Origin of the sequence: Actinoplanes sp. NPDC051411 (assembly GCF_040682075.1) — a bacterium.
GTDB lineage: Bacteria > Actinomycetota > Actinomycetes > Mycobacteriales > Micromonosporaceae > Actinoplanes.
In genome coordinates, this window is record NZ_JBFBAD010000006.1 from 62,003 (window position 1) to 75,018 (window position 13,016).

11 protein-coding genes and 2 pseudogenes are annotated in these 13,016 nt (G+C 69.6%); 5 read left to right on the forward strand and 8 right to left on the reverse strand.

The features are described 5' to 3' along the window. Positions 1 to 82 precede the first annotated feature (82 nt). From AB0M88_RS04940 to AB0M88_RS04950, 3 genes are read left to right on the forward strand one after another with little or no spacing between them, the layout of a single operon-like run. Positions 83 to 769, forward strand: a complete 687-nt coding sequence (locus AB0M88_RS04940; protein WP_364095484.1) for a DUF4396 domain-containing protein — start codon at positions 83 to 85, stop codon at positions 767 to 769. Positions 770 to 821: 52 nt separating this feature from the next. Beyond that, positions 822 to 1,820 (forward strand): SDR family oxidoreductase, encoded by a 999-nt coding sequence (locus AB0M88_RS04945; RefSeq protein ID WP_364095487.1) that lies wholly within the window; start codon positions 822 to 824, stop codon positions 1,818 to 1,820. Next, the gene (locus AB0M88_RS04950; protein WP_364095490.1) at positions 1,817 to 3,607 is read left to right on the forward strand and encodes a glycoside hydrolase family 15 protein; all 1,791 of its coding nucleotides are present in this window, start codon (positions 1,817 to 1,819) and stop codon (positions 3,605 to 3,607) included. Before AB0M88_RS04945 ends, AB0M88_RS04950 begins: the two co-directional genes overlap by 4 nt. A 21-nt stretch (positions 3,608 to 3,628) precedes the next feature. On the opposite strand, the gene AB0M88_RS04955 is transcribed toward AB0M88_RS04950, so the two are convergent. The 6 genes and pseudogenes from AB0M88_RS04955 to AB0M88_RS04980 all read right to left on the reverse strand — a co-directional run bounded on the left by AB0M88_RS04955 (position 3,629) and on the right by AB0M88_RS04980 (position 9,818). Beyond that, on the reverse strand, positions 3,629 to 3,997 hold the full coding sequence (locus tag AB0M88_RS04955) for a hypothetical protein (RefSeq protein ID WP_364095492.1): 369 nt from the start codon (positions 3,995 to 3,997) through the stop codon (positions 3,629 to 3,631). Between the two features lie 94 nt (positions 3,998 to 4,091). Then, a pseudogene (locus tag AB0M88_RS04960) lies at positions 4,092 to 5,165 on the reverse strand (SigB/SigF/SigG family RNA polymerase sigma factor); the annotation flags it as partial. A gap of 236 nt (positions 5,166 to 5,401) precedes the next feature. Continuing rightward, a complete protein-coding gene (locus AB0M88_RS04965) occupies positions 5,402 to 6,418 on the reverse strand; it encodes a trypsin-like peptidase domain-containing protein (RefSeq protein ID WP_364095495.1) in 1,017 nt (338 codons plus the stop codon). A gap of 13 nt (positions 6,419 to 6,431) precedes the next feature. Further along, positions 6,432 to 7,805, reverse strand: coding sequence for a DUF2254 family protein (locus AB0M88_RS04970; RefSeq protein ID WP_364095498.1), 1,374 nt, complete (start codon positions 7,803 to 7,805; stop codon positions 6,432 to 6,434). Positions 7,806 to 7,902: 97 nt separating this feature from the next. After that, positions 7,903 to 8,958: pseudogene (locus AB0M88_RS04975) on the reverse strand (SigB/SigF/SigG family RNA polymerase sigma factor); the annotation flags it as partial. 404 nt (positions 8,959 to 9,362) lie between these two features. Further along, entirely contained in the window at positions 9,363 to 9,818 is a 456-nt protein-coding gene (locus AB0M88_RS04980) for an SPW repeat protein (RefSeq protein ID WP_364095500.1), read from the reverse strand. Between the two features lie 105 nt (positions 9,819 to 9,923). On the opposite strand from AB0M88_RS04980, the gene AB0M88_RS04985 reads away from it, so the two are divergent. Both AB0M88_RS04985 and AB0M88_RS04990 read left to right on the forward strand, forming a co-directional pair. Beyond that, the gene (locus tag AB0M88_RS04985; protein WP_364095503.1) at positions 9,924 to 10,508 is read left to right on the forward strand and encodes a copper chaperone PCu(A)C; all 585 of its coding nucleotides are present in this window, start codon (positions 9,924 to 9,926) and stop codon (positions 10,506 to 10,508) included. Positions 10,509 to 10,563: 55 nt separating this feature from the next. Beyond that, a complete protein-coding gene (locus AB0M88_RS04990) occupies positions 10,564 to 11,952 on the forward strand; it encodes a sugar porter family MFS transporter (protein WP_364095506.1) in 1,389 nt (462 codons plus the stop codon). Positions 11,953 to 11,963: 11 nt separating this feature from the next. Here AB0M88_RS04990 and AB0M88_RS04995 read toward each other — a convergent pair whose 3' ends face one another. Then, entirely contained in the window at positions 11,964 to 12,326 is a 363-nt protein-coding gene (locus AB0M88_RS04995; RefSeq protein ID WP_364095509.1) for a hypothetical protein, read from the reverse strand. A gap of 9 nt (positions 12,327 to 12,335) precedes the next feature. After that, complete coding sequence (locus tag AB0M88_RS05000; protein WP_364095511.1) at positions 12,336 to 12,977, reverse strand: sodium/calcium exchanger protein; 642 nt, start codon at positions 12,975 to 12,977, stop codon at positions 12,336 to 12,338. Positions 12,978 to 13,016: the final 39 nt, after the last annotated feature.

Genomic DNA, 13,016 nt, shown 5'->3' on the forward strand with positions numbered 1-13,016 from the left:
ACGCCAGAGCCCCGATGCGAGTCGATGTTGACCAGCCGGGTAGGTGGTTCAGCTGTCCGACACCGCTGCGGAAGGGACGACGATGGCACCGACCTGGCTCACCGCGCTCGCTTGGGTGGCTCTGGCTCTGGGCGGGCTCTGCGCGGCCGCCATCCTGATCGACATCTACGCCAACGGCTACCGGCAGCGCATGCGCATCATGGAAGCGGTCTGGCCGGTCAACGCGTTGTATCTCGGTCCGCTCGCGATATGGGCGTACGTCCGGTTCGGCCGGCCCCAGACTGAGCGGTGGCAACGCGACCGCGGTGACCCGCCGCCCAAGCCCGGCTGGGCTACCACGACCATCGGAGTCATGCACTGCGGCGCCGGCTGCACGCTCGGCGACATCATCGCCGAGACCGGCATCTTCCTGCTCGGTCTCACGATCGCCGGTGAGGCGATCTGGGTCGAGTTCATCGGCGACTACGCGTTGGCCCTCGCCCTGGGCATCGTCTTCCAGTACTTCGCCATCGCGCCGATGCGGGGACTGTCGCCCGGCAAAGGTCTGATCGAGGCCGCCAAGGCGGACGTGCTGTCGCTGAGCGCCTTCGAAGTGGGCCTGTTCGGGTGGATGGCGTTGATGGCGTTCGTCTTCTTCCCCGGTCCGCACCTGCACCCGGACAGCCCGGCGTACTGGTTTCTCATGCAGATCGGCATGGCTGTCGGCTTCCTGACCGCCTACCCGGTCAACGCGTGGCTGATCCGTCGCGGCATCAAGGAGGCGATGTGACTGCTGGCGGGGCCCAGAGTGGGTAGGGCGGGGACGGCGAAAGGAGAGAAGTATGAGTAAACGCCGAGTGGCCGTGGTGACCGGCGGAACCGCGGGGGTCGGCCGAGCCGTGGTGCGGGAACTCGCCTCCCACGGATGGGATGTCGCCGTGCTCGCCCGTGGGGAGGCCGGCCTGGACGGTGCCGTCCGCGACGTGGAGACGGCCGGCGGCCGAGGGGTCGGCATCGCCACCGACGTCGCCGACCTGGATCAGGTGCGGGCGGCAGCCGACCGGACGGAGAAGGAACTCGGTCCGATCGACCTCTGGGTCAACGATGCGTTCAGCGGCAACCTGCGTTACTTCTGGGACACCCCGCCCGAGGAGTACCGCCGGATCACCGAGGTGACCTACTTCGGCCAGGTGTACGGCACGATGGTGGCGCTGGAACGGATGCGTCCGCGCGACCGGGGCGTCGTCGTGCAGATCGGCTCCGCTCTCGGTTTCCGCGGCATCCCCTTGCAATCCGCGTATTGCGGCGCCAAACACGCGGTCAAGGGTTTCACCGAGTCGGTGATCACCGAGTTGAAGCACACGAAGAGCGCCGTGCGTGTCTGTATGGTGCAACTGCCGGGGGTCAACACGGTTCAGTTCGACTGGAACGCCGACGAGTTCGACCAGCACCCGCAACCGGTCGCCCCCATCTTCCAGCCCGAACTGCCGGCCCGCGCCGTCCGGTTCCTGGCCGACCACCCACGCCGCAACATGTGGGTCGGCTACTCGACCGCCTACACCATCCTCGGCAACCGGGTCGCTCCCTGGTTTTTGGACTGGTACCTGGCCCGCACCGGAGTGCAGGGCCAGCTCTCCGAATCCGATGGTCCCCGCTTCGGGTCGAACGTGTACACGCCGAAGGACGCCCGGGCGGACCGCGGGTCGCACGGCATGTTCGACGACAAGGCCACCGGCCGGGACCCGTGGTCCTGGATCTCCATGCACCGCGACGCGGTCGCCTCGGCAGCTGCGGCCGTCGCGGCCGGCCTGGTCCTGATACGCCGGGCCCGGCGCCGATGAGGTCCGGTCCCTGGGCACCCCTCGGCGAATACGGCGTGATCGGCAACGGACGGACGGTCGCCTTGATCGCCGGTGACGGCCGCATCGACTGGTGGCCGTTACCTGCGCTGGACGCGCCACCGGCGTTCGCCGCCCTGCTCGACCCCGAGCGGGGCGGCTATGTCGAGTTGGCTCCCCGGTCTCCGTTCACCGTAAAGCGTCGCTACCTCGAGGACACCAACGTACTGGAGACAACGTTCCGCACCGCGAGCGGCGAAGTGCGGGTGACCGACGCGCTGACCGTCGGCCGGACCGGGGAACTGCCGTGGACGGAACTGGTCCGACGGGTCGATGGTGCGTCCGGCGAGGTCGACATGGCGTGGACGGTTCGTCCCGGCAGCCGGTTCGAGACCGCGCAACCGTGGATCGAGCAGCGCGAGGACGCGCTGCTCGCACACTGCGGCGACCAGCACATGGCCGTTCTGTGCTTCGACGTCGGAGAGCCACGGATCGGACCGTACGACATCAGCGGTGAGTTCCGCACCGGCCCCGGGAGCAGGTCCACGCTGGCGTTCGCGGCCAACGACGATGGGCCGGTCTATCTACCGCGGCTTCGTCACCTCGACGAACACCTCGAAGCCACCATCGCCTGGTGGCGCGCCTGGGCCCGGGACCTCACCTACGAGGGCCCGTGGCGCGCTGCCGTCCGGCGCTCGGCGCTCGCGCTGAAACTGTTGCAATACCAGCCGACCGGGGCGCTCGCCGCGGCGGCGACGACCTCGCTTCCCGAGCGTATCGGCGGCGATCGCAACTACGACTACCGCTACATGTGGGTGCGGGATGCCGCCTACACCATCGACGCGCTGCTGCGGCTCGACCTGCACCAGGAGGTCCATGCCGCCGTGACGTTCCTGCTGCGGTGTGCCCGGGCCACGGATCCCGACCTGAAAGTCTTCTACTCGTTGCGGGGCGGCACACCTGACACTCAGGCCACCCTCAACGCGGCCGGGTATCGGGACAGCCGGCCGGTCCGGTCCGGTAACGCCGCCGCGGAACAGACTCAGCTGGGCACGTTCGGCGACCTGTTCGACTCGGTCTGGCGCTACGTACAGGCCGGTCACGTCCTCGACCCGGCGTCGGGACGGCTCCTGGCCGACCTGGCCGACCGGTGCTGCGACCTGTGGCGCAACGAGGACGCCGGCCTGTGGGAGCTGCACGTCAACCGGCACTACACGATCTCGAAGATGGGCTGCTGGGTGGCGCTCGACCGGGCGGTACGGCTGCACGAGGCGGGCCAGATTCCGGTGACCCACCCGCAGCGATGGCGCGAGGAACGCGACGCCGTGCACGACTGGGTCGACCGGAACTGCTGGTCGCCCGACAAACAGTCGTACACCTTCTACGCCGGCAGCGACGACCTCGACGCGGCCACGCTGCTGGCCGGACAGATCGGCTTCGACCGCGGAGACCGGCTCGCCGGGACCGTGGCCGCCATCCGTCGTGAGCTGGCCGACGGCGCACTGGTCTACCGCTACACCGGCATGCGGAAGGCCGAGGGCGCCTTTCTGGCCTGTTCCTTCTGGCTGGTGTCGGCGCTGGCCGCTCTCGGACGCCACGACGAGGCGACGAACCAGATGACCGCGGCGGTCGGGCTCGCCACCGGCCTCGGTCTGCTGACCGAGGAGATGGATCCGGCGACCGGAGAATTTCTCGGCAACCTGCCGCAGGCCCTCAGTCACCTGGCACTGGTCAACGCGGCGTTCGCCCTCGCGCCGGAGCGGTCCGGCGGTCTGGCCGGGAAACGGTGATCGGGCCCGCTCCGGGCGCAGTCAGGATCGGCGGCGGGCGCGAATCGCGAGCCAATACCCCGTCCCGGCCAGCGTGGCGGCGACGGCGGCGTCGGTGAGGGCAACCGAGCGCCAGCGACGCGCGACCAGGGCCAGCCCGACAGCGGTCGTCGCGTGCAGGACGTCGACCACCGCGCCGGCAACCAGGACCCGCGGCGAGGAGGTGACCGCGGTGATCCCGCCCTGAGCGACCTGCCGGGCGCCCAGCACCCGCGCGACGATCAGCGAGCTCTTCGTCGGTCGATCGCCGAAGGCGGAGAGCATCGTCCGGCCGTCGAGCAGCAGAGCGCCGCCCCACGCCGAGCGGGCCAGGGCCGCCGCTCGAGTCAGCGTGAGCGTCGATCGGTCCATCGGTGGATGGTGTCCTTCCGTCGGTGGTCCGGACGGCGCCCCGGCAGGGGAACAGCCGGGTCACGCCGAGCCGGGTGAGCAGGGTCAGAAGAGGTGCCGGAACGTTGATGGCAACGAGTGTCGTGCCGCTGTGCCCGCCCGCTCGATAGGCGTCCACCAGGGCGCGGACGAGGCGGCCACCGACGGTGCCGACGCCGTCCAGGTCGACGGTAAGGCGTCGGGGGCGTTCCCGTACGGCCGTATCGACCATGACGTCGCGGAGCCGGGCGACCGAGTGGTCGTCCACATCACCGGTGACGGTGACCACGGCGTGCCCCCGCGCCACCTGGGTCGTGATCGTCGCCGTCCCGGGGGGCGAGGGAAGGCACCCGGCCTCGCCGTCGAGCTGTTGCCGCAGCGATTCGAGCGTCCGCCGGAGCAGCCGCGAGACGTTCATCTGCGACATGCCGACCTCGGCGGCGATCTGATGCTGGCTCGCCCCGCCGAAGAAGTAGCGGTTCAGGATGTGCCGCTCCCGGTCGGGCAACCGGTTCACCAGGCTGCGCACCGCCAGACGGTCGGCCGCCGAGGCGAGCGCGGGATCCTCGCCGCCGAGGAAGTCCAGGCGCTCGGTGCCCTCCTCGCCCGGCGACACCGGCGCGTTGAGCGAGTCGTAGTCGTAAGCGTTGCCGGCCGCCCACGCCTCATGCACGTCCGCCGAACTGACCCTCAGCTCGGCGGCGAGATCCTCCACGGTCGGAGGGCGCTGGAGCCGCTGGACCAGTGCCACTCGGGCCCGGGCCAACTCGAGATGCCGCTCCTGCAGGCCACGGTCGACGTGGACCGCCCACCCGTGGTCGCGGAAGTGTTTCCTGACCTCGCCCAGCACCGTGGGAATGAGATAGGCGAAGAACGGCCTGCCGACGTTTCGGTCGTATCCGTCGACCGCCTTGACCAGGGCCATCGCCGCGACCTGAGCCAGGTCTTCGCCGGATTGCCCCCGGTTGCGGTAGCGATTCGCCAGGCGGGTCGCGAACGGCAGATTGATCTCGACTATTCGGGCCCGGAGTCGGTCCGCCTGGGCGGGCCCGCTGCTGTCGTCCAGCGCGGCGAACAGCTCAGCGGTCGCCACCTCCGTGGCATCAACGGGGATCCTTTTCGGCTCCCGGACGGCATAGTTGGTGGTCACAAGTCCCCCAGAACGGCGTCGTGGGGCGCGACCGCTCTTGCCTCGCCGGCAAGGGCCGCGCCATGCAGAAGATCGCAATGACTGCCGAGCCGGCCCCGCCGGCTCTCTCCTGCTCGCCCGTCAGGTGGGTTCGTCGAACCCGAGGCGCCGTCGTATCGACGCCGCGTGCGAGTAGCCGGGGCCCGAGTGCCCCGCCGAGGCCGGGCCAAACCTCGCTCGCCACATTTCTTGGGCGACTATCGGGACAGCGTGCCGAGGGTGACGGAGACCGTGGAGACCTTCCCGCCCCGATTGACCCCCACGGACACCTTGTCGCCCGGCTTGGCCTTGCGCAACGCGGCATAAACGTCGCCCACCGATTGCACCGGGCTGCCGTTGAAGGACACGATCACGTCTCCGGACTGCACCCCGGCGGTCGCCGCCGGGCTCCCGGACTGGACCTGCCGGACCAGCGCCCCCGAGGTCACTTTCATTCCCAGTTCCTGCGCGACCTGAGCGGTCAGCGTCGTCAGCGTGACACCCAGGAACGGATGAGCCACCGTGCCGTTTCGCAGCAACTGGCCGGCGACGTCCGTGACAGTGCTGGCGGGGATGGCGAAGCCGATCGAGACGGCACCCGCGGACGGCGGGATGTACGCCTCGTTGAGGCCGACCAGGCGCCCCTGCCGGTCGATCAGCGCACCGCCGGAGTTACCCGGGGAGATAGCGGCGTCGGTCTGGATCAGGTCGACCAGGGGCCGGCCGCCGGTGGTCGAGGCGGGGATCTGCCGGCTGACGCCGGAGATGATGCCCTCGGTGACGGTGTTCTCGAAGCCCAGTGGGCTGCCGATGGCCAGGGCAGTCTCGCCGGCACTGGGCAGGTCGGGTCGTACGGTCACGGCCGGCAGGCCGCTGCGCTGCACCTTGACCACCGCTAGGTCGGTGAGATCGTCGGAACCGGTGACCTGACCGGGCACCTTCGTGCCGTCCGCGAACGAGACCTGCACCTGTTTTGCGGTGCCGACGACGTGGGCGTTGGTGACGAGCACCCCGTCACTGCGATAGACCACGCCACTACCCAGGCCTTCGCTGGTCTGGATGGTGACCACTGAGGGCTCGAGGCGGGCGACGACGTCGACGATCGGGTCGGCCGCCGTAGCCGTGGGGTTCGAGGAGCCTGCCGGCGCCCCGGTCTCGGACGCCGTCTGGTGCGTGCAACCCCCGGCAAGGACAGCCACCATGGCCGCGCACGCGGCCGGGCCGGCGATCTTCATGTCTCGTCCTCCCCTAGTGTTTTGGCAGCTCCTTAGCCGTCTGGCGAGGCGGCAAACGGCTGGCCGAGGTGGTGGGCTCGTCGGCGGTGGATCCGAACTCCCGCAGCCATCGGCGACGAGTGCGAAGGATTGGAGCGGGCGGCATCTCACCGGCCAGCCGACGGGCCTCCGCGAGGTCCGAGCGCAGCCGCCGCTGCACGGGCCCGCTCGTGCGCTCCAGCAGGTCGCGGTAGGTGTCCAGGACGGCCGCAGCCGTCATGTGCTGCTGGGATTCATGGGCCGCGCCGAGGATCGCGTACAGCACGTCGAGGGCCTGGTCGAGGTCGGTGTCCGGGTAGACGATCGCCAGAGGCACGTCGCCGGATCCCGGCGGCGCCTCGTCGATCAGGCGTCCCACCAGGTCGCGAAGGACATGCAGCGCCCGCCGCGCGATCTCCGGGTTCTGCTTGGCGGTCGACGCGCTCGTCCAGGCGATGTTGCCGATCTCCGCGATGCCGGTGCCGGCTTCGCTGCCCACGTCGGGCTCTGGGCCGATCAGGACCGCCGCACGAACCTCGTCGGCGAGGCGGCGCGCGTCCTCGGGATCGTCGTCGCGGACGGTGGCTATCCGGTCGCCGAAGGCCACCGGGTGTCCGAGCGGAACCCAGAGCTGGATCTCCGCGCTGGGGATCTGCCGCAGCGCGTCGGTGAGCCGCGACAGATCGATACCTACCACGTATCCGGTGGTCTTCGCCCGGTAGCTCGCCGAAACCGGGTGAACGCTCCGCTCCGTACGGCGGGTGCGACAGATGATCTCGGCCTCGCGGGATCGTCCGGCCATTGCGCGGTCGTGGATCTGGCGCAGCACGTTCTCCGGTCGCATCTGACTGACGGTCGAATAGACGAGGGCGAGCAGGCAGGCCAGCGCTCCGGCGGTGAGCAGGGTCGCCAGAGCCGCGCCGAGAACCGGTGGCGTGTCGCTCTGCACCGCCACCAGCACCACGTACGCATAGAGCGTCAGGCCCAGGAAGAAGCCGAAGAAGGCCTGATTGGACCGGCGTCGCATGAACTGGTCGAAGACGACCGGGGACAGGGTGCTGGCGGTCTGCTGGACGGCGAGCAGGAGTACCGAGAAGGTGATCGAGGTGACGGTCACCAGCCCGGTGGCGATCGCCTGCAAGGTATTGGTGGCTGCCTGCTGACCGACGAAGTGCTCCAAGCCGTGCCGCATTCCCTTCAGCGATCCGGCGTGGCTCTGGTCGATCAGGATGGATCCGATCGCGAGCGCCAGAAATAAGGAGATCACCAGCAGGGGCACGGCCGCGAACTCGCGCAGCGCCTGCCGCAGACGGCGCCGGGCACGGAGTGTCGGCGTGTCGGCGCCCGCGTCCGGACCGCTTCTCGCCACGGCAATCGACCTCCATCATCGAGACGTCGGCACCCGCCGAACGGTGAGCGTGGGCCGCCGGCGGCGCGACATCGGCGATTTCAGCCGGGCAGCAGGGGAACAGGCGGGTGACCCCCAGACGGCGTAACAGCCGGAAGAAGGTGTCCGGAACTCCCGTCACCAGGAACGTCGCCCCGGCGTGTCCCGCGGCCCGGTAGCCGTCTACCAGTGCCCGGATGACGTGGGTGTCCGCCGATCCGAGGCCGCGCAGATCGACCTCGACCCGCGGGGCGTCCCACCGGACTGCCGCGTCCACCAGGTGGTCGCGCAGGACGTGAGCAGCGTTCCGGTCGAGGTCGCCGCTCACCGCGACCCGCGCTCCCGCCCGGCCGGTGTGAACGATGACCCCCGGGCACCGGTCGGCATCCGGCGGCGCCGCGACGGTCCGGCCGTCGAGATCGGCGCGCAGGTCGCGGACGATTCGTCGCAGCAGTCGAGAGACGTTCATCTGCGACATGCCGAGTTCGCCGGCGATCTCCTCCTGGGTCGCGCCGCCGTAGAAATACCGGGTGACGATGCGGAGATCGCGGTCCGGCAGCCGGGCGAGCAGATCGCGCAGGGCCAGCCGGTCGCACAGGGAGGCGAGGTCCGGGTCGTCGGCGACGATGAGATCCTGGCGCTCGACGCCGTCGTCCGCCCCGCCGACGCTCGCGTTGAGCGATCCGACGTCGTACGCGGTTCCGGCCGCCCACGCCTCGATGACCTCGTCCTCGCTCCACCGCAGGACGGCGGCAACCTCGCCGGTCCGCGGCGAACGGCCCAGGCGCTGGGTCAACTCGGTCGTGGCGCCGGCGACCTGCAGATGTCGCTCCTGCAGACGCCGGCCGACGTGCATCGTCCAGCCCTTGTCCCGGAAGTGCCGCCGGAGCTCGCCCAGCACGGTCGGCAGGAGATAACCGAAGAACGGTTTTCCCAGCGCGGGATCGTAACCGTCCACCGCCTTGATCAGGCCCAGGGCGGCGACCTGGGCGAGGTCGTCGTCGTCCTGCCCGCGGTGCCGATAGCGGCGGGCGAGCCGGGTCGCGAAGGGCAGATTGCGCTCGACGACCTCTGTTCTCATCCGGCGCCGGTCCCGCGGTGGGGTGGACGGGTCGTGCATCGCTGCGAGCAGCATCGCGCTGATCCGCTCGGTCTCGTCCACCGGGTGGGTGACGGCCGGCCCGGCGGCCCGCGTCTCCGCGACGCGAGCATGCTGAGATGCCACTACCGCCTCCAAGCCACAACAGCACGAACGGCGCCCGCTGCATTAGCGGGGCGCTCATGCGGATCAGAACGGGAAGGGACGATCCGGCGGCTCGCCGGGCGACCTGCGCCCGGGGCTCAGCGGGACGTCCGAGCTCCGTCGTCAGGTGGGTTTCGTCGGCCCGGGCGCCGGGTTCTGGACGCCGCGATGGAAGCTCGGGAGGGACCTGCCCGCCTCGACGACGGCGAAACTCCTTGCCGTGTTGCATCGATCACTGGCGACGGACACGCGGAAGGTCCGCGACGACGAGCCGTCGCGGACCTTCCTGATGTGATTCAGCGACCGCGACGGGCCGACGGGTCCCGAGAGCCGGCCGTGAGAATCGCCGCGGCGGCGATGCCGAGCAACGCGATCACGCCACCGGTGATGACGTTGTTGAGCACGATGCCGACACTGCTGTCCGTCTGCTGGATCACCCACTGCGACACCACGATCCAGGCGCCGATCGCCGCCGTCGCCCAGCTCAGCCGGACCATCCGGGCCGGCATCAGGGTCAGCCCGAGGGCGACCACGGCGACGGCGATGCCCAGGATGAGATCGTTGAGCATCACGTCCGGGGCGGTGACGTTGAAGTGGATCACCCAGGGCGAGATCGCCAGCCACAGCCCGGCGAGCAGCACCAGGCCGTCGGTGATCACAGCCGGCCCACTGGCCGATGCTCGCTCGTAGCGCTCCTGCATCTCCATGAGATCAGGATGATTCGCCATCGCGAAACGAGATGTTTCAGTCATCTTTCTCACCTCCTGTGAGGATAGGACGAAGCTGGCGTACCCAGCGGGCCGCGAGTTAGCAGTCGCCGATCGCTACGCCCTGAGAAACCGGGTACGGCCAGTGTCATGAGGAATAACCGACGAATCACGATCACCTTCATCGGGCTTCTCGGCCCGGCCGCCCTGGCGGGATGCGCTTCTCATCCGAACCCGAGCAGCTATCACGCCGGCGTGCTGGGCACCAACGCCCGCGCCGGCGCAGTGCAGCTGCTCAGCGTGCACGTCGACGCGCCACCGGATTCCACCTATGCGGCCGGTGCCGACGCGGTGGTCTGGCTGACGCTCCGCAACGGGGCCGACCAGCCCGACACGCTCGACTCCGTCACCAGCCCGGTCGCCGGCAAGACCGAGATCCGATGGGACGACAACTGCGACGGGCGCTACACCACCGTCGGTCAGCTGATTCTGCAGCCAGCCGTTCCGCTGCACGAACCAGGCCCCTCCGCGGTCCCGGTGTTCGACGCCTATCGGCTGCGGCTCGTCGACCTCCAGCGTCAGGTGCTCGCCGGCACCACCGTCCCGATCACCTTCCGCTTCCAGCGGGCCGGATCGGTCACGGTGAACGTCCCCGTACAGCCCAGTGTGCCGCGGGCCGAACCCAGCACCCGTTGCGTGCCGGGGCCCTCGAGCACCGCTCGGCCGGGCGTTTGACGTCCGAGCACCGGGGCAGGAACCGTCTATTTCCGCAGCGGAGGGGGACGGACCCATGCTGGAGTTCCTGCGCGAGCTACGCACCAACGCGGTCGTCACCCGGGTAGCAGCCATCGCGGCGATCGGCGGCTTCCTGTTCGGCTACGACACCGGCATCATCTCCGGCGCCCTGCTCTACATCAAACGCGACTTCCACGCCGGTCCGCTCGAGCAGGAAGCCATCGTCTCGGTCCTGCTCATCGGCGCCGCCGCCGGGGCGCTGCTCTCAGGCTGGCTGGCCGACCGGATCGGCCGCAAGTACACCAAAGTGATCTCCGGCTCGGTGTACGTCATCGGGGCACTCGGCTGCGCCTTCGCGGTTAACGCGCCGATGCTCATCGGGTTCCGGGCACTGCTCGGGTTCGCCGTCGGCACCGCCTCGTTCGTCAGCCCCATGTACATCTCCGAAGTCGCCCCGCCCAAAGCCCGCGGCGGACTGACCTCCTTCAACCAACTGGCCGTCACCACCGGAATCGCAGTGGCCTATCTGGTCGACTACGCCTTCAAAGGAGTCACCGGGGACTGGCGCTGGATGCTCGGCATCGCCGTCGTTCCGGGCGCTGCCCTCGCGGTCGGCATGCTGACCGTGCCCCGCACCCCCCGGTGGCTGCTCGAGCAGGGACAGGATGACGACGCCCGTAAGGCACTACACGTTCTGCGGTCGGGCACCGACACCGATCCGGACGAGGAACTGGACAAGATCCGCACCAGTTCCCAGGAGGCGAATCAGACGTCGATCCGCGACCTGGTCGCTTCTCCGGTCCGTAAGCTCCTGGTCGTCGGACTCGGCCTGGCGGTCTTCCAACAGATCGTCGGCGTCAACACCGTCATCTACTACGCGCCCACCATCCTGCAGGAGACCGGCCTGGGCGCCGGCAACGCGATCACCCAGACTCTCACGGTCGGCCTGACCAACGTCATCTTCACCATCGCCGCGATCCTGCTGCTCGACCGCGTCGGACGCCGGCCACTGCTGATCAGCGGCACCGTCGTCGCCGGCATCGCCCTCCTCGGGCTGGCCGCCTACTTCGGCTTCGGCACGCTGCGCGACCACGCGCCCTGGCTCGCCCTCGGCAGTCTCCTGCTGTTCATCGCCGGCTACGCCATCGGCCTCGGCCCCGTCTTCTGGCTCATGATCAGCGAGGTCTTTCCGCAGCGGCTCCGCAGCCGGGCCATGAGCGTCACCACGATCGCCAACTGGCTCGCCAACTTCGCCGTCTCGGCGACCTTCCTGACCCTGGCCGGGGCCATCACCCAGCAGGGCATCTTCGTCCTGTACGCCGCCATGGCGGCGGCCGCCGTCGCCTTCTTCGCCTGGCGGGTGCCCGAGACCAAAGGACGGTCCCTGGAAGAGATCCAGCGCGACGTCGGCGGCCACGACGAGCCCGCCGCGAGTTCCTCTTGACCGGGCTCCGGTCAATCGGACGGCGTCTGCTGATGGATCACGAGCCGCCGGCCCTCGGGCCGAAGGCAGTAGATGCTGGAGACAGTCGCACGGTAGCGCGGCTCCAGGGCACGCTGTGCGGTGACGTCGTAGATCAGCGCCACGGCGCCGTCGAGGTGCACGACGCGGCGTCTTACCAGGTCGTACCACTGCCAGGCAGGCACGCCGTCCCAGGACGTGAGCGTCTGCTCCCGGTCGAGCACCGCGCCGGGCACTACCACCACGGCGTTGTCGGCGAGCAACTCACCATAGAACTCCCGGCCTCGGCCCTCGCTGAGAGCCGCCCAGCCTCGGAGCTCGAGATCCCACAACTCATCCGCGTTCTTCTCCGTCATGCCGGCCCCCTACCCCGGCGGGCCCGGACCGACACCGTGCCGCCTCGGGCGGCACGACCGGAACGGCTCGGCCCCGGTCAGCTCTTCGCGATCGCGATCCGGCCACGGCGACCAGGTAGAGATCCGGCGTTGTGGACGGAACAACAGTCCAGCCGCGTAGACCAGGGTGAGCAGAACGGCGACCGCGGTGAGGTAGATGTCGGTGATCTGCGCCTGCGGAAGCACGGGCTTCCCGGAGAGCAACGTCGCCACCAGGAAGAGCACGGGCAGAAACGCGTTGCCGCCGAAGATGTCGCTCATGGCCAGCTGATAGTCGCCGTTACGGACCGAAGCGAGGCCGGTCGAGACCTCGGGCAGCGAAGTGGCGGCGGCGAGAACAGTGGCGCCGAACAGCACGCCGGACAGACCGATATGGCTGGCGATCGCGTCGCCACTTCGCTCGAGAAACACGCCCGCAACCAGCGTGACCAATGCTGCCGCGCCGAAGATCGCCGCCGACTTCCCGGTGCTGGTGCCGTGCTGGGTTGCTTCCTGCTCGCGGTTCTGCCGACTGTGGCCGCGCGGCGGGTCCTGATTGTCCGGCGCTTCGCCCGACTCGTGCCAGGGTAACGACCGGCCCGCGCGGCGCAGCAGCAGGAGGGCGCCGACCACAACAGTGTGATCAACACCGGGCCGGGTGTCAGGCGCAGG

What these genes read in the sequence shown, in the direction of transcription:
- AB0M88_RS04940 (WP_364095484.1), top strand. Translation starts at nt 83, where the DNA reads ATGGCACCGACCTGGCTCACCGCGCTCGCTTGGGTGGCTCTGGCTCTG.
- AB0M88_RS04945 (WP_364095487.1), top strand. Translation starts at nt 822, where the DNA reads ATGAGTAAACGCCGAGTGGCCGTGGTGACCGGCGGAACCGCGGGGGTC.
- AB0M88_RS04950 (WP_364095490.1), top strand. Translation starts at nt 1,817, where the DNA reads ATGAGGTCCGGTCCCTGGGCACCCCTCGGCGAATACGGCGTGATCGGC.
- AB0M88_RS04955 (WP_364095492.1), bottom strand. Translation starts at nt 3,997, where the DNA reads ATGGACCGATCGACGCTCACGCTGACTCGAGCGGCGGCCCTGGCCCGC.
- AB0M88_RS04965 (WP_364095495.1), bottom strand. Translation starts at nt 6,418, where the DNA reads ATGAAGATCGCCGGCCCGGCCGCGTGCGCGGCCATGGTGGCTGTCCTT.
- AB0M88_RS04980 (WP_364095500.1), bottom strand. Translation starts at nt 9,818, where the DNA reads ATGACTGAAACATCTCGTTTCGCGATGGCGAATCATCCTGATCTCATG.
- AB0M88_RS04985 (WP_364095503.1), top strand. Translation starts at nt 9,924, where the DNA reads ATGAGGAATAACCGACGAATCACGATCACCTTCATCGGGCTTCTCGGC.
- AB0M88_RS04990 (WP_364095506.1), top strand. Translation starts at nt 10,564, where the DNA reads ATGCTGGAGTTCCTGCGCGAGCTACGCACCAACGCGGTCGTCACCCGG.
- AB0M88_RS04995 (WP_364095509.1), bottom strand. Translation starts at nt 12,326, where the DNA reads ATGACGGAGAAGAACGCGGATGAGTTGTGGGATCTCGAGCTCCGAGGC.